This window comes from Enterobacter sp. BIDMC 30 (assembly GCF_000534355.1).
Taxonomy (GTDB): domain Bacteria; phylum Pseudomonadota; class Gammaproteobacteria; order Enterobacterales; family Enterobacteriaceae; genus Enterobacter; species Enterobacter ludwigii.
In genome coordinates, this window is the sequence record NZ_KI973169.1 from 1,766,853 (window position 1) to 1,785,552 (window position 18,700).

16 protein-coding genes are annotated in these 18,700 nt (G+C 54.5%); 6 read left to right on the top strand and 10 right to left on the bottom strand.

What is annotated here, in order from left to right; all coding sequences use genetic code 11:
- Window positions 1–9: 9 nt before the first annotated feature.
- The 6 genes from L466_RS13925 to L466_RS13900 form a co-directional block, all read right to left on the bottom strand.
- Window positions 10–1,815, bottom strand: a complete 1,806-nt coding sequence (locus L466_RS13925) for an extracellular solute-binding protein (protein WP_032680583.1) — start codon at window positions 1,813–1,815, stop codon at window positions 10–12.
- A 77-nt stretch (window positions 1,816–1,892) separates the two neighbouring features.
- Window positions 1,893–3,434: a cyclic di-GMP phosphodiesterase gene (locus L466_RS13920; protein ID WP_020883182.1), complete on the bottom strand. Its 1,542-nt coding sequence runs from the start codon at window positions 3,432–3,434 to the stop codon at window positions 1,893–1,895.
- Between the two features lie 127 nt (window positions 3,435–3,561).
- Window positions 3,562–4,131 (bottom strand): bifunctional murein DD-endopeptidase/murein LD-carboxypeptidase, encoded by a 570-nt coding sequence (gene mepS, locus L466_RS13915; RefSeq protein WP_014170930.1) that lies wholly within the window; start codon window positions 4,129–4,131, stop codon window positions 3,562–3,564.
- 416 nt (window positions 4,132–4,547) lie between these two features.
- Window positions 4,548–5,261, bottom strand: a complete 714-nt coding sequence (locus L466_RS13910) for a phosphatase PAP2 family protein (protein WP_131828554.1) — start codon at window positions 5,259–5,261, stop codon at window positions 4,548–4,550.
- Between the two features lie 33 nt (window positions 5,262–5,294).
- Window positions 5,295–6,281, bottom strand: a complete 987-nt coding sequence (locus L466_RS13905) for a CobW family GTP-binding protein (protein ID WP_014170928.1) — start codon at window positions 6,279–6,281, stop codon at window positions 5,295–5,297.
- A gap of 123 nt (window positions 6,282–6,404) precedes the next feature.
- On the bottom strand, window positions 6,405–7,871 hold the full coding sequence (locus tag L466_RS13900) for a mannitol dehydrogenase family protein (protein ID WP_032680586.1): 1,467 nt from the start codon (window positions 7,869–7,871) through the stop codon (window positions 6,405–6,407).
- 204 nt (window positions 7,872–8,075) lie between these two features.
- On the opposite strand from L466_RS13900, the gene uxuA reads away from it, so the two are divergent.
- The gene (uxuA, locus tag L466_RS13895; RefSeq protein ID WP_032678583.1) at window positions 8,076–9,266 is read left to right on the top strand and encodes a mannonate dehydratase; all 1,191 of its coding nucleotides are present in this window, start codon (window positions 8,076–8,078) and stop codon (window positions 9,264–9,266) included.
- Window positions 9,267–9,309: 43 nt separating this feature from the next.
- Here uxuA and yeiP read toward each other — a convergent pair whose 3' ends face one another.
- A complete protein-coding gene (yeiP, locus tag L466_RS13890; protein ID WP_008500940.1) occupies window positions 9,310–9,882 on the bottom strand; it encodes an elongation factor P-like protein YeiP in 573 nt (190 codons plus the stop codon).
- Between the two features lie 164 nt (window positions 9,883–10,046).
- Here yeiP and L466_RS13885 point away from each other — a divergent pair, with 164 nt between their 5' ends.
- Window positions 10,047–10,301: a zinc/iron-chelating domain-containing protein gene (locus L466_RS13885; RefSeq protein WP_020883186.1), complete on the top strand. Its 255-nt coding sequence runs from the start codon at window positions 10,047–10,049 to the stop codon at window positions 10,299–10,301.
- Here the strand turns inward: L466_RS13885 and setB are convergent.
- Window positions 10,298–11,479, bottom strand: a complete 1,182-nt coding sequence (gene setB / locus L466_RS13880) for a sugar efflux transporter SetB (protein ID WP_020883187.1) — start codon at window positions 11,477–11,479, stop codon at window positions 10,298–10,300. The genes L466_RS13885 and setB overlap by 4 nt on opposite strands.
- Window positions 11,480–11,839: 360 nt before the next feature.
- Between setB and fruB the strand changes: the two genes are divergently transcribed.
- The 3 genes from fruB to fruA are packed head-to-tail and all read left to right on the top strand — an operon-like array spanning window position 11,840 to window position 15,607.
- Window positions 11,840–12,970: a fused PTS fructose transporter subunit IIA/HPr protein gene (gene fruB, locus L466_RS13875; RefSeq protein WP_014170920.1), complete on the top strand. Its 1,131-nt coding sequence runs from the start codon at window positions 11,840–11,842 to the stop codon at window positions 12,968–12,970.
- Window positions 12,970–13,908 (top strand): 1-phosphofructokinase, encoded by a 939-nt coding sequence (gene fruK / locus L466_RS13870; RefSeq protein WP_014170919.1) that lies wholly within the window; start codon window positions 12,970–12,972, stop codon window positions 13,906–13,908. The genes fruB and fruK overlap by 1 nt, the downstream gene beginning before the upstream one ends.
- A 16-nt stretch (window positions 13,909–13,924) precedes the next feature.
- On the top strand, window positions 13,925–15,607 hold the full coding sequence (gene fruA, locus L466_RS13865; protein ID WP_032680587.1) for a PTS fructose transporter subunit IIBC: 1,683 nt from the start codon (window positions 13,925–13,927) through the stop codon (window positions 15,605–15,607).
- A gap of 47 nt (window positions 15,608–15,654) precedes the next feature.
- Here the strand turns inward: fruA and nfo are convergent, their stop codons facing one another.
- Both nfo and L466_RS13855 read right to left on the bottom strand, forming a co-directional pair.
- Window positions 15,655–16,512, bottom strand: coding sequence for a deoxyribonuclease IV (nfo, locus tag L466_RS13860; protein WP_014170917.1), 858 nt, complete (start codon window positions 16,510–16,512; stop codon window positions 15,655–15,657).
- 64 nt (window positions 16,513–16,576) lie between these two features.
- Window positions 16,577–17,623, bottom strand: coding sequence for a YeiH family protein (locus tag L466_RS13855; protein ID WP_032680588.1), 1,047 nt, complete (start codon window positions 17,621–17,623; stop codon window positions 16,577–16,579).
- A 98-nt stretch (window positions 17,624–17,721) separates the two neighbouring features.
- Here L466_RS13855 and yieE point away from each other — a divergent pair, with 98 nt between their 5' ends.
- A complete protein-coding gene (gene yieE, locus L466_RS13850) occupies window positions 17,722–18,588 on the top strand; it encodes a DNA-binding transcriptional regulator YeiE (RefSeq protein WP_014170915.1) in 867 nt (288 codons plus the stop codon).
- The last annotated feature ends 112 nt before the right edge of the window (window positions 18,589–18,700 follow it).

An 18,700-nucleotide genomic window follows, 5' to 3' on the forward strand; every position in this document is an offset into this window, starting at 1 on the left:
GATGATTCCTTATCGCCGCTCAGCGGGAAGTCTGGCGGCTTTGTTAACGTCATACCACCAGGTGTCGAAGCCCAGTGAATAGACAGGGCGTACGGCAGGCTCGGAGAACTTGTCCCAGCGCGCAAGCCGGTCTTCGCCCATATACCACATTGGCAGCATGTAGTAATTCCAGGTTAAGACCCTGTCGAGGGCGCGTCCCAGCGGCAGGAGTTTTTCTTTATCACCCTGCGCCGCCACAATTTTCGCAATCAAGGCATCAATCGCCGGGCTTTTCACCCCCGGCGCATTGTAGGAGGAGTCGATATAGCTGGATGCCCAGGAGATTTGCAGATCTGAGCTGGGCCACGGCTGCGCGGGCCACAGGGTTTGCATCATATCGTAATCACGGCTGCGTTTGCGGTTGGTGAGCTGCGCGTTGTCGACCTGGCGAATGTTCATGGTAATCCCCAGCCGTTCAAGATTGTGCTTAAACGGCAGCACCCACTGATCGTTGCTTCCGGACGCGAGCAGCAGCTCAAAGCTTAACGGTTTGCCCGTTCTGGAATCGACGCGTTTTTGATTCTTCAGTGGCCAGCCTGCGTCATCCAGCAGTTTATTGGCTTTAAGCAGGTTGTCGCGATCGTAGCCGTCGCCCTTTGACGCCGGAGGCTGAAATACCGTCGTGAACACCTCCGGCGGCAGTTCTGCTTTCAGCGGTGCCAGCAGGACAAGTTCGTCCGCTTTTGGGTAATCGCCTGCGGCATATTCAGTGTTCTGGAAATAGCTATTGGCCCGGCTGTAAGCGCCGTAAAATAGCGCTTTGTTCATCCATTCAAAATCAAAGGCCAGGGTAATGGCTTCCCGCACCCGGCGGTCAGTAAATACCGGACGCTGAATATTAAACGCCAGCCAGCGCGTATCCTGAGCGGACGCGTTTTTATGCTCGTCTTTAACGATATACCCGTTAGCGAAGTTTTTGCCGATATACCGTGTCGCCCAGTTTTTAGCACTGCTCTCCACGCGCATATCGAACGCACCGGCTTTGAATGCTTCAAATGCGACGTTATCGTCAAGGTAGTAATCGTAGCGAAGGGTATCGAAATTCCAGCGGCCCCGGTTTACCGGTAGGTTTGCCGCCCAGTAGTCTTTGACCCGGGAATAGACAACATACTGCCCCATGCGCCAGTCAGTTATACGGTATGGACCACCCGCCAGCGGGGGCGTGGAGAGCGGGTCACTAAGTTTGTGATCTTTCCAGAAAGATTCAGGCATCACGGGTAGGGAGAACAGGCTGAGCATGTTCTCTTTATTTGGCTCACTCAGTTCAATACGCACCGTGAGCGGGGCAATGGCTTTGACCGTCACGCCTTTGTAGACAATGCGGAACTGGGGAACGCCCTCAGTCATAAATTTGTGAAATGTGAAGGCAATGTCGCTGGCTTTGACCGGCGTCCCATCGTGAAAACGCGCCCGTGGGTTAATCGAAATTTCCGCCCACGCAAAGTTATCCCCGTAACGCACGTTGTCGGCAATCAGCGGGTAGTAACTGCCGGGTTCATCATCAGACGTAACAAACAGCGTATCGTAGAGCGATTCTGTTCGCGCTGCCGCCACGCCGCGCAGGGCGAAACGGTTGAAGTTGTCGAACGTCCCCGTGGCGGAGAGGGTCACGTTTCCGCCTTTTGGCGCGGCAGGATTGACGTAATCAAAGTGCGTAAAATTGACCGCGTACTTTGGCTCACCAATCACGGAGAACGCGATGTTCTCTTTGATGGTTTGCGCCTGGCTGGACAGGCTCGTTAATGCCAACAGCAGCAACATAAAGCGCATAAGCATCTCGCGGCGGCTCCCTTTCGACTGACCGGCTCAGTTAAGCTGAATAATAAGTGACGTCACGGGCAATGTGAAATCATTCAACGTTCAGGCTGCCATTGGCGGAACTGCTCCAGCGGCATTGGGCGGCTAATCCAGTAACCCTGAAGGAAAACAACGCCATGTTCGCGCAGCCAGGCTGCCTGCTCCGGCGTTTCCACCCCTTCGGCGACGGTCGACATATTCAGTCGCCTTGCCAGGGTGAGTACGGCATCAAGCACCGGGGAGGTTACGGTTTCCGTCCCAATCGCGTTGACAAAACCCCGGTCAATTTTGATGTAATCCATGGTGAAACGCTCAAGGTAAATCAGCGCACTGTGGCCGGTACCAAAATCATCAATCGCAATTTCAAAGCCTTCATTGTGCAGCCATTCGAAAAGATTGTTGGCTTCCCGATGGTTAACCATGTCGCGCTCGGTGATTTCCAGCACGATCTGGAAATGATCCGGCGGCATTAAGTCCAGGAAAGTGCGCATATCCTCTTTGAAGCTTTCCGCATGCAGATGCCCCGGCGCAATGTTAATGCCCAGTTTTGCGCCCGGTGGCAGAAGGGTCTGTAATACCGGCGCGTCGCGGATGATGAGGTCAAAAAGATGCAGCGTCAGCGGCACAATCAGCTTCTGCGCTTCGGCGAAGTTGATAAAGGCATCAGGCGGAATTTCCCCCATCGTCGGGTGTTTCCAGCGCATCAGGACTTCGACACCACGCATTTGCAGCGTCTCGGCATCCACAACAGGCTGATACACCACATAAAACTGGCCGCGTTTAATGGCGCTCAGGATCTCTTTGCCTGGGTTAAGACGCGTGGTGAGGATATAGAAATTAAGCGAGCCGGCCGCGATCCCGCAGACCAGTCCAAAGAACACCGCGAACAGGATTTCATCGCTCGTCCACTCTTCGGCGTACAGTTTGATCGTCAGCGGAACCTCTTTTAGGGTCGCGGTACGCGCCGGCGTTTCATGTAAATCCTGTGCCTTCACCAGTGTGGCGGACCTTGTCGACAACGCATTGTCGCCAATGATGATGGCAATGCCCGCGAACTCGTTCTGGCGTGCGGTGTAAAGCATGTACGGAGTCAGGTTGATGTTTACCGAAGTAAACACGCCGCCGTCCTTAACCAGCGGATTTCGATACCAGATGGCAATAGCGGGTCTGTGCGGCATCATTGGTGTACCCGGCAGTAACGCCATATCAATCTGTTTATCGATGTGCAGCTCGGGTATCAGCTCTTCCATCGGGACGTTCATCGGACCGGTGGCTGAAGAGCAGTACGCCAGTTTATCCCTGACCAGCAAAAAGGCGCGCACGTTAAGGCTAAAGGCCGCGCGAGAGGTCAGCTCAGCGTTGACGTCGTGGCAACTGTTCAGCGTGAGCGGCTGAAGGAGATCGATAGAGCTTTTTAACTCATCGAAGTAGCTTTCCATGTAGATGCTCACGTCGTCAATCAGGGTGTCGAATCTGACTTCCCGCTTGTGGTAGCTCCAGAAAAATTGCAATGAACCCAGGAGCAGGGCTGTGATCAGGCCGGTGATAAGGCTGAGGAAAAGTATCTTGCGATTACTGGAGAAGTAGCGGGTGAACATAGACGTCGTGGTTCCTGGATTGCCGCTGAATGTATTCAGTGTAACGGGCAAAAAAAAACACCGCCGAAGCAGTGCTTTTTTTTATCATATCGCCGGCCAAGGGATAACCAACGATACAATGATTATTTTAACTGCGGGTCAGTACGCGGCGCGCTTCGTTATAGCGCTTCTTCCAGTAAGGTTCGTTCATGCTGGAAATGGTCACACCGCTGCTGGTGGAGGCATGTACAAACTGGTCATTGCCAATGTAGATGCCAACATGTCGACCTGTCGAACCCGCACGGAACAGGACTAAATCCCCGGTGCGCAGTTTAGTGCGTGAAATCGACTTGCCCATCTCCTGCTGTTCGTAAGTTGAACGCGGAAGATCTAACCCAAACTGCTCACGGAAAGTACGCTGTACGAAACCGGAACAATCAATGCCTTTTTTGGTGCTGCCGCCAAGACGATAACGCACGCCTTTCCAGTCAGCATACTGGTCCATAATACGGGACTTCACGTCCAGATTACGTACCATATTTTCAAATTCATCCTGAGAGGCTTGCAGTGACGAGGAATCTTCCATTCCCACAACACGCGTCTCAGGATGCATATTCTTTGCGGTGTTCGATGTACTACATGCAGATAACAGTACCGCCACTGCTATCGCCGGGATCCCCCGTAAGATATATCTCAAAATCGGTTGAGATTTGACCATTTTGTTTATTATCCCTTGAAGTCCTTAACGACAAATATCGTTATAAAAAATGCCAAACGTGACGAGACTAATTATCTGTTCACAATGAGACAATTCTTTCTGATCACATTTGTGGCGTAGCGCACAAATTTATTCACCAGCGAAATAATTATCTCTATGGGGCAAAACGAGTTCGAGATTAACCGATTGCCTGGGGTATTGCGAGCAAAAAAAGCCTTTTTTTTATAAGAAATTGTGATACAGAAAGTAAAAATTGATAATTGTTCAAAATGTGCGCGATTGAGGTTAAAAACCGTGCAACACATTCATTTTTATCACGAATATTGTGACGAAATGATGACGGGAGGGGACGAAAGGGGAGAAAAATGCATCAAGGATCAAAACGATCCCTGATGCATAGTGTTAATTAAGGTTAATTATTGGTTTCTGATTTGTTGCGTTTTGCCGGGGAGGTAGCGATCGAACACGGCTATTATCTTGTCGCTCAGCGGTGTCATCAGACACCACGGCAGCGCAACCAGCACAGAAGAGAGCGAACCGACTGCAATATCAGTGAACCAGTGAGCGCCAATCATTACCCGTGGGAAGGCAAAAACCACAAAAATAGTCAGGGCTATCGCAAAGGCTTTTCGGCCGAAATAGCGGAGCATCACGCCGGAAAAAATAAGCAGCATCATTCCGTGATCGCCCGGGAAACTGGCCTTCGACGCATCTTTCGTTGGAATATGCAGCAGCTCGCTGACGCGATAAATATCGGGGAAGAACAGCGTTGGGCTGGAACGCTTAACCGGAATAATGGCCGTTGCCAGTTGGTTAATTACCACCGCAAGCAGCAACATCATCAAACCAATAATCAGAATACGGCGGCGTCCTGTTTTGTCCTCTTTCAGCCAGAAAGAGAGCATCAGGCCGCCCATCGCCAGCAGCGAGCAGCCGTCAAAGGCGCGGTTATTCGTGATAGCAACCAGCCACAGGAAGGCTTCGCTCTTCACCAGTTCCTGGTTGAAGAAGTGAAAAATGGCAGAATCCAGCGGAAACCAGACACCATGATTCGCCGGGATATACCAGGAGAAAAAGAGCGCCAGACCGGCGACATTAAGCAGTAATATCAGGGGAAGTCGAGTCGTCATAACATTCAGCATAGAGTGAAATCTGGGGCAACGTTAGCCGCCCAAACTTAAACGAAGCTTCAACAGGCTGGACTGCAGGGCATTCCAGTCGGCATTAACCGCACTAATTAACTCTATTCGGCTATCAGGTGGCGCCACATTTTGCGTTTCGATAAAGAAATCTTCGCCCTGACGGTTGATCCGCACCAGCCCGTCCGGGGTGCGCATGATCCCTTTAACACGATCGACCGGAGCCAGTCTGGCCCATTCGAGTATGCCGATGGTGTCGAATACGGTATCCGCATCGAAAATCCATCCGCAGGCCTGATAGCCCTGGCCGCTGTTAAGGTTACGACGCCAGCGCTGGTGTTCCGGCAGACTCAGGGCAGCCAGACCCTGTTTTTGCGGATGGCTGTGGGCATGTTCCGCGCTTGCCGGGAGCGCCGCCAGGTTCAGGCGAGGCAGGTCAAGCAGGGCGTTATCAATTTTCCCCTGGGTGGTCTGCACCCGCTGACGGTTGCCACCAAAATGCTGCCACCATGTCTCCAGCGCGGACTGGCTTTCCGCCGTTGCGCGATCCTCTTTATTGGCGACGATAATATCTGCCGAGGCGAGCTGGTCGCGAAAGTTCTCGTTGGTCACGGCTTTTTCATCCAGCAGCTGACGGGGGTCCAGCAGGCACAGCGTGGCACGCAGATCGATCCACGGCTCGTAGACCGGCGCGGTCAGTAAATCGAGAATTTGCTTCGGATGACCCAGCCCGGTCGGTTCAATCAGCAGACGGTCTGGTTTGCCCTGACGCAGCAGCGTATTCAGCCCGACCTGCATCGGCAGACCATTTACGCAGCACATGCAGCCACCGGGGATCTCTTTGATCATCGCGCCGCTGTCTGCCAGTAATGCGCCATCAATACCCACTTCGCCAAATTCATTGACCAGTACGGCCCATTTTTCTGCCGGATCCTTATTGGCCAGCAGGTGGAGAATTGAAGTGGTTTTACCGCTGCCGAGAAAACCGGTAATGAGGTTGGTTTTGGTCACGTGCGCTCCAGTCGATAATTGTGATGCTATAACAATTATCCATCATCCTGGCGAAAAACGGGCGCAATGAGAAGGGGGAGGGCGAACGGAGGCAATCGCCGTTCGCCTTAAGCGCAATAATCGCTAAATATTTAACGTTTCGATAACAGCCTGACGCGCGCCATGGCGGGCGATGCGCTGATAGGCCTGGCTGATGGCCTCCACGAATAGGCTATTTTGTGCGAGATCGTGACCAAAGATTTCACTCAGCCCCAGCAAGGCGTTGACGCGCTCAGCGTCGCTGCTGGCTACAACAAGGGTGCGGATTTTATCGCTCAGCGGATCGCGCACATCAATCGCGTCGCCACGCTCGTCGGTACCGCTGACGTAGCGGATCCAGCCTGCAACGCCCAGGGCCAGCAGCGACCACGCGGTTTTACGTTCAAGATGGATGCGGATCCCATCCAGCATGCGTTGCGGCAATTTCTGGCTTCCGTCCATCGCAATTTGCCAGGTCCGGTGCTGCAGTGCCGGATTGGCAAAGCGTTCAAGCAGGCTGTCGGCATAAGCCGTGAGGTCGACATCCTTAATACGCAGCGTAGGAGCCTGCTCATTCAGCATTAACCGACGTGCGGCTTCGCGAAACGCGGTGTCTTCCATACATTCGTTAATGTGCGCATACCCGGCGAGGTAGCCCAGATACGCGAGGAAAGAGTGGCTGCCGTTGAGCATGCGCAATTTCATCTGTTCCCACGGCAGCACGTCCTGCACCATTTGTACGCCAGCCACTTCCCATGCCGGGCGTCCGGCAACAAAGTTATCTTCCACTACCCACTGAATAAACGGTTCGCAGCTGATAGCACAAGGATCTTCTACTCCAAGCTCCTGCGTGATTTCTGCCAGCGACGCCTCGGTCGCGGCGGGGACAATTCGATCGACCATGGTCCCCGGAAAGCTCACATGTGAATCAATCCACTCTGCCAGCGCCGGGTCGCGTTTCTGGGCCATCCCCAGTACCGCGTTTTTCACCACATGGCCGTTATCAGGGATGTTGTCGCAGGAGAGGACGGTAAAAGCGGACAAACCGCGTTCACGGCGGCGGTGAAGCGCCTCGACCAGGATCCCGGGCGCGGAGTGCGGTTCAGACGGGTTCTCCAGATCGTGAACGATCCGGGAGTTGTGCAAATCCAGATTACCGGTGGCGGGATCGATGCAATAACCTTTCTCTGTGATGGTGAGCGACACAATGGCGACCTGAGGTTCACAAAATTTCTCAATGATGGCGGGCAGAGAATCCAGTTTTGCGTTCAGACATTCATGGACGGCACCGACGATAATCGGCTGGTTTCCCTCCGCCCCTTTTTCCAGCACGGTGAAGAGATGATCCTGTGCGCGCAACTGGCTCATCAGCACGTCGCCGCTGAAGAGGCTAATCTCACAAATACCCCAGTCGCCGCCTTTCTCATTCAGCACCCGGTTTGTTAACAAGGCCTGATGCGCGCGGTGAAATGCGCCAAAGCCAAAATGGACGATGCGAGAGCGTAACTGCTTACGATCGTAGCGAGGGAGCTGGACATGGGCAGGAAGCGAGGTGGAGGCAATTGTCTTCATGAAATACACACCTGATTAACCATTAATTAACAACGCCAGTGTAAAGTTATATGACAGCAAATTAAATTGGTGAGCCGTAAATATCCGTGAAGTGTGAGTTTGATCAATCAATGTGTGGCGGTGTGTTGACCCTTTACGGTAAACATGTATGGTAGTCGTCATCGTAGTCATCCATATTGGTATAACAACTTTAGAGGTGAGGCAATGGAACAGACCTGGCGTTGGTACGGGCCGAACGATCCGGTTTCTCTTGATGATGTGCGTCAGGCTGGCGCAACGGGTGTCGTGACGGCGCTGCATCACATTCCTAATGGTCAGGTATGGCCGATTGAAGAAATCAAAAAGCGTCAGGCGCTGCTGGCGGAAAAAGGCCTGACCTGGTCTGTGGTGGAAAGCATCCCGGTTCACGAAGATATCAAAACCCATTCAGGTGATTATCAGACCTGGATTGCCAACTACCAGCAGAGCATTCGTCACCTGGCGGCCTGCGGTATCGATACTGTTTGCTATAACTTCATGCCCATTCTTGACTGGACGCGCACCGATCTTGAGTACACGTTGCCGGACGGTTCAAAAGCATTACGTTTCGATCAGATTGCCTTTGCCGCATTTGAGCTGCACATCCTGAAACGCCCTGGTGCAGAAGCCGATTACACGGCTGAAGAGCAGCAGCAGGCGCTCGCGTGGTTTAACGCAGCCAGTGACGCCGAGATTGAAAAGCTGACCCGCAATATTATTGCTGGCCTGCCGGGCGCTGAAGAGGGCTATACGCTGGATCAGTTCCGCGCGCGACTGGCGGAATATGGGAATATCGATAAAAACCAGCTGCGTGAAAACATGGCGTTTTTCCTGCGCGCTATCGTACCGGTAGCGGAAGAAGCGGGCGTGCGCCTGGCCGTGCACCCGGACGATCCTCCGCGTCCTATTCTCGGTTTACCGCGTATCGTGTCCACGATTGAAGATATGCAGTGGCTGAAAGAGACCGTGGACAGTATCTATAACGGATTCACCATGTGTACCGGCTCTTACGGCGTGCGTGCGGATAACGATCTGGTGCAGATGATTGAAACCTTCGGCGATCGTATTCACTTCACGCATCTGCGTGCGACCTGTCGTGAGGATAATCCAAAAACCTTCCATGAAGCAGCGCACCTGGGCGGCGATGTGAATATGGTCGCGGTAGTGGATGCGATTCTGGCGGAAGAGGTACGTCGTAAGCACGCGGGTGACGTTCGTCCTATCCCGTTCCGTCCCGATCATGGTCACCAGATGCTGGACGATCTGCGTAAGAAAACGAACCCAGGTTATTCGGCGATTGGTCGTCTGAAAGGCATGGCGGAAGTGCGGGGCGTTGAGCTGGCGCTGAAGATGACGAAATACCCGGAACTGCTGTAACGTCTGTTGCCCGGTGGCGTTGTGCCACCGGGCGAATATCGCATTAGTCTGCGCGACCCATATAGCGTTTTTCTTCAATATGGATGCGGATTTTCTCGCCCGCGGAGAGGTATTCTGGCACCTGCACCACCAGACCGGTCGTCAGGGTTGCTGGTTTGTTGCGGGCACTTGCGGATGCACCTTTGATGCCCGGAGCCGTTTCCACGATTTCCAGATCCACGGTCTGCGGCAGTTCCAGCGCCAGCAGCACGCCATCCCAGGTCAGAACCTGCATGTCAGGCATCCCGCCTTCAGGAATAAAGAGGAGTTCTTCTTCAATCTGATCTTTGGTGAAGATATACGGGGTGTAATCTTCTTTATCCATGAACACGTATTCGTTGCCATCAATGTAGGAAAAATCAACATAGCGGCGGGTCAGGGTCACGGTATCAACGATATCGTCACCTTTAAAACGTTCTTCCACTTTCAGACCGGTACGCACATCGGCGAAACGCATTTTGTACAGCGTTGCTGCACCACGGGCGCTCGGGGCCTGAATATCGATATCTTTCACAATCAGCAGCTTGCCGTTGTAATTCAGTACCATACCTTTCTTAATTTCGTTCGCTCTTGGCATTGCAGTAATCCTGTTTACGGGTGGTAAAAAATATCGCGCCAAATTACTCGTGCTCGGCCTTTCAGGCAAGCGGAATTCGTGGCTTTTGCTATCAATACACAAAAGGTGTTACTGTGCGCGCAATGCCCGACTGCGCGGGCGTTCTTCAGCGAAAGAGAGCCTGTATGGATTGTCGTCCCGATTGTGGCGCGTGTTGTACCGCACCGTCCATTTCAAGCCCCATTCCTGGCATGCCGGACGGCAAACCTGCCAATACCCGCTGTGTGCAGCTTGCTGAAAATAACCTGTGCATGATCTTTGGTTCCCCGCTGCGCCCGAAAGTCTGTTCCGGCCTTCAGCCGTCCGCGGAGATGTGCGGCAGCACGCGCACGCAGGCGATCACCTACCTTCTTGAGCTGGAAGCGCTCACCGCCCCTTAAACGTCCTTAATTCGCACCAGACACGCTATTGTCAGCGTACACATCACCAGCGCAATCCAGAATACCGTGTGATAGCTCCAGATCTCGGCCACGATGCCGGCCATTGAACCTGCAATAATCCAGCCCACGCGAGTGGTATTGGTATAAAGGGTGGTAGCGGAACCTGCCTGGCCTGGCATCAGGTCCTGGAAATAGAGCATGCCAATCCCGGCGAGTATGCCGATATAAATGGCGTTGAGAAGCTGCAATGCCAGTAAGAGCCCCGGCGTGTGCACCGTCAGCATACCGATATAGAACAGCAGTCCTGCGACAGCCGCAATGCGCATTAAAAAACGCTTTCCGAAACGCTTCGCGTAATAGCCCGCGATCAGCATGGTCGGGATCTCAAGCCCGGCCGCGGTTCCCATCATAATGCCCGCCAGCTTCTCTGGGAGATGCAGCTCATCAATAATAAACAGCGGCATGTTGATAATATAAAGGCTGTTTGTTCCCCACATCAACGTACAGATAACAAACAGGAGCAGCGCATCACGACGGTTACGGCGCGGGGCTTCCAGTACGCCTGAAGCCACTTTGGGCTCTTTGCGCATCGACGGCAGGAAGAACCACACCATGGTGCCGCACACCACAAACGCGACAGCCGCACTCAGGTACATCACCGTAAAGCCAAACCCCATCGCCAGGGCATACGCCAGCGGCGGGCCAATGACCCATGCCAGCGACACCTGGGCACGCAGAATAGAGCTGAACATCACCGCTTCACGACCGGTATGGTCGGCGTGCTCGCGGGCGAGGGCGAACATCTGCGGGTTCGCCGTGGAACCGAAGCTGCTCAGGAACACCCCCACGAACAGCAGGATGAAATAGTTGCGGTTAAAAGCAAACAACACGCAGGCAAACACCCCGAGAAGGCAGCAAAAGACGATCAGACTTTTACGATCGCCTTTTCTGTCGGAACGCCCCGCCAGAAACTGACTCACCAGAATGCCGATGATGGCACTGCCGGTAAAAAAGAAGCCAACCATTGCCGGACGGGCGTGGACTTCATTGGTCAGAAACAGGCTCAGCGTGGGCGTCTGTAACGCCCCGGCAATGCCGGTAAGGAAGGCAACAATCAAAAACGCCGTGGACGTCAAATCAAAGGGTTTTGGCGAGGCGGCGGCAGGGGTGTTATGCATACTTTCAATATCAGCAAGTCATAAAGAGACGCGGAGTGTACGACGCTTGTCAGAAAATAAACAGGTACTGCGGTCAATTTCGCCACGAAAAATCAAAATGCCATTTCAATTAACAGTCGCGGGCTGAACTTAGCTGAAACTGACTTGCTGAACGTCAGCAAGATTCAGCTGAGCGAAGAAGAAATGTGCTGTATCTCTAAATTCTGCATCGCCATTTGTAACTTTTCTTGCAAGGTTAAGCAGAAAGCGCAAGACTTTTTGAAACGTTTCAGCGCTATCTTGTTTTAACAAACGGAGCAGGCTAGCGCATTTTTTCTCATTTAAGCTGAAACGATTCAAGTTCAGCAGGAGAGGAGAACCATGTTCCAGTTATCTGTTCAGGATATCCACCCGGGCGCTCAGGCCGGGAACAAAGAAGAGGCCATTCGCCAGGTTGCCGCTGCCCTTGTGCAGGCGGGTAATGTCGCGGACGGCTACGTTAACGGCATGCTGGCGCGCGAGCAGCAGACCTCCACTTTCCTCGGCAATGGCATCGCCATTCCGCACGGTACAACGGACACCCGCGATCAGGTGCTGAAAACCGGCGTTCAGGTTTATCAGTTCCCTCAGGGTGTGGTGTGGGGCGACGGTCAGGTTGCTTACGTGGCAATCGGTATCGCTGCCAGCAGTGACGAGCACCTGGGCCTGCTGCGTCAGCTGACGCATGTGCTGAGCGATGATTCGGTGGCTGAACAGCTGAAGTCCGCGACGACGGCGGAAGAGCTGCGTGCGTTGCTGATGGGCGAAAAACAGAGTGAAGCGCTGAAACTGGATAATGAAACATTGACCCTGGATGTTGTGGCGAGCGATCTGGTCACGCTGCAGGCGCTGAACGCAGGCCGTCTGAAAGAAGCCGGTGCGGTAGACGCGTCCTTTATCACGCGCGTTATCAATGAGAAGCCGCTGAACCTGGGACAAGGTATCTGGCTGAACGACAGTGCTGAAGGCAACCTGCGTAGCGCTATCGCGGTGAGCCGCGCGGCCAACGCGTTTGACGTTGAGGGCGCGCACGCTGCGATGCTGGTCACCGTCGCGATGACCGATGAACAGCCGGTTTCCGCGCTAAAACGTCTTGGCGATCTGCTGCTGAATGACAAGGCTGAAAAACTGCTGAACGCTGACGCAAGCACGCTGCTGGCGCTGCTGACCAGCGATGATGTGCTGACTGATGACGTGCTGACCGCTGAGTTTGTAGTGCGTAACGAGCACGGCCTGCATGCCCGTCCTGGCACCATGCTGGTGAATACCATTAAACAATTCGAAAGTGAGATTACCGTGACTAACCTTGATGGCACGGGCAAACCGGCCAACGGCCGTAGCCTGATGAAAGTTGTCGCGCTGGGCGTGAAGAAAGGTCACCGTCTGCGCTTTACCGCACAGGGTGCTGATGCTGAACAGGCGCTGAAAGCGATTGGCGACGCCATCGCGGCAGGTCTGGGGGAGGGCGCATAATGAGCAGACGTGTTGCGACTATTACGCTGAACCCGGCATACGACCTGGTGGGGTTTTGCCCGGAGATTGAGCGCGGCGAAGTAAACCTCGTGCGTACCACTGGCCTGCATGCTGCAGGTAAAGGGATTAACGTCGCGAAAGTGCTCAAGGATCTCGGTATCGATGTCACCGTGGGCGGATTCCTCGGTAAAGATAACCAGGATGGTTTCCAGCAGCTGTTCAGCGAACTGGGGATTGCTAATCGTTTTCAGGTTGTTCAGGGCCGTACCCGTATCAACGTCAAGCTGACGGAGAAAGACGGCGAAGTGACCGATCTGAACTTCTCAGGCTTCGAGGTGACTCCGTCAGACTGGGAGCGCTTCGTGAACGACTCTCTGACCTGGCTTGGTCAGTTCGACATGGTCTGCGTCAGCGGCAGCCTGCCGTCCGGCGTGAGCCCGGAAGCGTTCACCGACTGGATGACGCGTCTGCGAAGCCAGTGCCCATGCATTATTTTTGACAGCAGCCGTGACGCGCTGGTCGCCGGCCTGAAAGCCTCGCCGTGGCTGGTGAAGCCGAATCGCCGCGAACTGGAGATCTGGGCTGGTCGTAAGCTGCCAGAATTAAAAGATGTGATTGACGCTGCCCATGCGCTGCGCGAGCAGGGTATCGCTCACGTGGTTATCTCTCTTGGTGCAGAAGGGGCGCTGTGGGTTAACGCTTCTGGCGAATGGATCGCCAAACCGCCATCGGTTGACGTTGTCAGCACCGTTGGCGCAGGGGATTCAATGGTTGGCGGTCTGATTTATGGCCTGCTGATGCGTGAATCCAGTGAACATACTTTACGTCTTGCCACCGCCGTTGCTGCCCTGGCCGTTAGCCAGAGCAATGTCGGTATTACCGATCGTACCCAGTTAGCCGCGATGATGGCGCGCGTTGACTTAAAACCTTTTAACTAACAGCAGGAGAGGAATAATGAAAACGCTGCTGATCATTGACTCCGGTCTCGGACAGGCTCGCGCCTATATGGCGAAGACCTTGCTGGGAGCGGCGGCGAACAAAGCACATCTCGAGATGACGGATAACCCGGGCGACGCCGAAATGGTGATTGTTCTGGGTGATAAAATTCCCGCTGACAGTGCGCTGAATGGCAAAAAAGTGTGGCTGGGCGACATCAATCGCGCGGTGGCACACCCGGAACTGTTCCTGAGCGAAGCGAAAGGTCATGCGTCTGTTTACAGCGCACCGGTCGCGGCGCCGGTTGCCGCGACCGGACCAAAACGTATCGTGGCGATCACGGCCTGCCCGACGGGCGTGGCTCATACCTTTATGGCGGCTGAAGCCATTGAAACCGAAGCGAAAAAACGCGGCTGGTGGGTAAAAGTTGAAACACGTGGATCCGTTGGTGCGGGCAACGCAATCACCCCTGAAGAGGTGGCTGAAGCCGATCTGGTGATGGTTGCGGCTGACATCGAAGTGGACCTGGCGAAATTTGCCGGTAAGCCGATGTACCGCACGTCAACGGGCCTGGCGCTGAAAAAGACCGCTCAGGAGTTTGATAAAGCGCTGGTGGAAGCGAAGCCGTATCAGGCAACGGGGTCCACGCAAACTGCGACGGAAGGTAAGAAAGAGTCAGCTGGCGCCTATCGCCATCTACTGACCGGTGTGTCTTATATGCTGCCGATGGTGGTGGCGGGCGGTCTGTGTATTGCCCTCTCGTTCGCGTTTGGTATTACCGCGTTTAAAGAAGAAGGCACGCTGGCTGCTGCCCTGATGCAGATTGGTGGTGGTTCCGCGTTTGCCCTGATGGTGCCGGTGCTGGCAGGCTTTATCGCCTTCTCCATCGCTGACCGTCCGGGCCTGACGCCGGGTCTTATCGGCGGTATGCTGGCGGTGAGCACCGGTTCTGGCTTTATCGGCGGTATCATTGCCGGTTTCCTGGCGGGTTACGTTGCGAAGCTTATCAGCTCGAAGCTGAAACTGCCGCAGAGTATGGAAGCGCTGAAACCGATTCTGATCATCCCGTTGATTTCCAGCCTGGTGGTGGGCCTGGCGATGATTTACCTCATCGGTAAACCTGTAGCGGGTATCCTGGCGGGTCTGACCCACTGGCTGCAAACCATGGGCACCGCGAATGCGGTACTGCTGGGAGCTATTCTCGGTGGCATGATGTGTACCGACATGGGTGGCCCGGTGAACAAAGCAGCATACGCATTCGGTGTTGGCCTGCTGAGTACCCAGACCTACGCGCCAATGGCAGCGATTATGGCGGCCGGTATGGTGCCACCATTGGCTCTTGGCCTGGCAACCATCATTGCACGTCGTAAATTCGACAAAGCGCAGCAGGAAGGGGGGAAAGCCGCCCTGGTACTTGGCCTGTGCTTTATCACCGAAGGGGCAATTCCGTTCGCGGCGCGTGACCCAATGCGCGTGCTGCCATGCTGTATCGTGGGGGGCGCGGTAACCGGTGCTATCTCCATGGCGGTTGGCGCGAAACTGATGGCACCACATGGCGGTCTGTTCGTGCTGCTGATCCCAGGTGCAATCACGCCAGTGCTGGGTTATCTGCTGGCGATTGTGGCCGGTACGCTGGTGGCAGGTCTCTCTTACGCGGTGCTGAAACGTCCGGAAGCGGAAGGGGTCGCGAAAGCGGCGTAAGCGGTAAAACAATAAAAAAGCCGGGTGCTTATGCGACCCGGCTTTTTTTATGCCGCCTGTTCAGCGGTTTGCTGTGCCTTCAGCCAGGCAATCTCTTCTGCCCAGATGTCCGGATTAATGGTTTCCAGCACCATCGGGATACCGTCGAAACGGGCATCCTGCATAATAAAGCGAAACGCATCGTGGCCGATATTGCCTTCACCGAGGCTGTGATGGCGGTCCACGCGGCTGCCAAACGCGCTTTTCGCATCGTTCAAATGCATTCCGCGCAGATACTTGAAGCCCACAATGCGTTCAAACTCATCGAAGGTCTTTTTCGTCTCATCAAGCGTTCGCAGATCGTAACCCGCGGCAAAGGCATGGCAGGTATCAATACATACGCCCACGCGGGATTTATCCTCCACGCCGTCAATAATGGCCGCCAGATGTTCGAACTTAAAGCCGAGGTTACTGCCCTGGCCGGCGGTGTTCTCGATGACCGCCGTCACGCCCTGGGTTTTATCCAGCGTGATGTTGATGGATTCGGCAATGCGCGCCAGACAGGCATCTTCGTCAATCTGCATCAGATGACTTCCCGGATGGAAGTTCAACAGCGTCAGCCCAAGCTGCTCGCAGCGCTGCACTTCATCAAGAAAAGCCTCGCGGGATTTCTCCAGCGCCTCCTGCACGGGATGGCCGAGGTTAATGAGATAGCTGTCGTGGGGAAGGATTTGACCCGGCCCGTAGTGGTATTTCTCACAGGCGGCTTTGAAATCATCAATCACTTCAGAGGTGAGCGGGGCGGCGCGCCACTGGCGCTGGTTCTTGGTGAACAGGGCGAAAGCGGTCGCCTCAATTTCGGCGGCGCGAATGGCGGCATTCGCAAGGCCACCTGCAGCGCTGACGTGCGCTCCAACATATTTCATAAAGGGACTCCTGTTAACCCGAAATACGTATGATAGCGGGTTAACAGGAGAAGGATGAAGTGGTTTATACCATCAGGTTATGTACCGCGAGGTTAATCGCACCGCCGCCAACGATCAGCCAGATGAAGAGTACCAGCGCCATCAGCAGCGGTTTTGCACCTGCTTTTTTCAGCGCGCTAACGTGTGTTGTGACCCCGAGCGCCGCCATCGCCATCGCCAGCAGGACGGTATCCAGCGTGACCAGCATATCCACCACGGCTTTCGGCAGCAGGTGGAAGGAGTTAAATACCGCCACCACGATGAAAAGAATCGCAAACCACGGAATGGTGATTTTACTCTTCTGGCTGCTGCCTGCCGGCGCGAGTTGTTTTACGCGAGCGGCCAGGATAATCAGGAACGGAGCCAGCATCATGACGCGCAGCATTTTGGCAATGACCGCGGCATTTTCCGCATCCGGATTAATGGCGTGACCCGCCGCCACCACCTGAGCCACTTCATGCATGGTTGAACCAATATAAATGCCGTAGGTCTCCGGGCTAAACCAGTGCGCAACCAGCGGGTACATGGCCGGGTAGAGGAAAATCGCCAGCGTACCGAAAATAACCACGGTCGCGACGGCAACCGTCACTTTGCTGGATTCTGCCTTAACGACAGGTTCGGTTGCCAGTACCGCGGCGGCCCCGCAGATGCTGCTGCCGGCACCAATCAGCCAGCTGGTTTGTTTATCCAGCCCAAACACTTTCTGGCCGATAAAGCAGGCCAGTAAAAAGGTGCTGGTCAGGGTCAGGACGTCTATAGCGATCCCGCTGACGCCGACATCCGCAATCTGTGAAAAGGTCAGGCGGAAGCCGTAAAGGATAATCCCGAGGCGCAGCAGATGCTGTTTGGCGAAAATAACCCCGCCATCACAGGACTTCCAGATATGGGGGTAAACGGTATTTCCCACCACCATGCCGAGCAATATTGCCAGCGTTAAGGCACTAAAACCTGCCCCGGCGACGGCCGGAATGCTGCCGCCCCATAACGCTACGCCAGTTACCACCGCGCTGAGCGCAAGACCCGGCACGAAGTGCCACAATGTACGTTGATGCTGTAAGGTGTGTTCTGACATAACCTTCTCCTTTATCTGGCTAAAAGGTTACGGCGTTGTGGCTTAAAAATAAAATTGATTATATACTTATAATCAATCTATATAAGTGGTAAGTGACCATGCACATTACGTTGCGTCAGCTGGAAGTTTTTGCCGAAGTGCTGAAAAGCGGGTCGACGACGCAGGCCTCGCAAATGCTGGCGTTGTCCCAGTCCGCGGTCAGCGCGGCCCTGACCGATCTGGAAGGGCAACTGGGGGTTCAGCTTTTCGACAGAGTGGGGAAACGGCTGGTCGTCAATGAACATGGCCGCCTGCTGTACCCGCGCGCGCTGGCATTGCTGGAGCAGGCGACAGAAATCGAACAATTGTTCCGCGAAGAGAACGGGGCCATCCGCGTTTACGCCAGCAGTACGATCGGCAATTACATTCTGCCGGAAGTGATTGCCCGCTATCGCCGGGATTTCCCGACCCTGCCGCTGGAGATGAGCGTTGGCAATAGCCAGGATGTCATCAATGCGGTGATCGATTTCCGCGTGGACATCGGTTTGATTGAAGGGCCGTGTCACAACGTCGATATCATTGCTGAACCCTGGCTGGAAGATGAGCTGGTGGTGTTCGCCTCGCCAGCCTCTTCTTTATTACAGGGTGAAGTGACGCTGGAACGGCTGGCTCAGGCGCAGTGGATCCTCCGGGAACAGGGCTCCGGTACCCGTGAAATTGTCGATTACCTGCTGCTCTCCCACCTGCCGCATTTCCGGCTGAGTATGGAGCTGGGCAACTCGGAAGCCATCAAACACGCGGTCCGTCATGGGCTGGGCATCAGCTGTCTCTCCCGGCGGGTGATTGCTGAACAGCTTGAGGCCGGTACGCTGGTCGAAATACCGCTCCCGTTGCCTAAACTGGTGCGCACGCTGTGGTGCATTCATCATCGTCAGAAACACCTTTCCAGCTCGCTGCAGCGTTTTCTGCGCTATTGCGACATGTAAACCCGCAATGCGGCTCCTCTCTCCGTTGGGAGAGGGGAGATGCAGATGCGTGCTTTACTTATAATCCTGGCCGAGTCATGAAGCTCTCTTATAACTGAGCATTTCTGCCGGA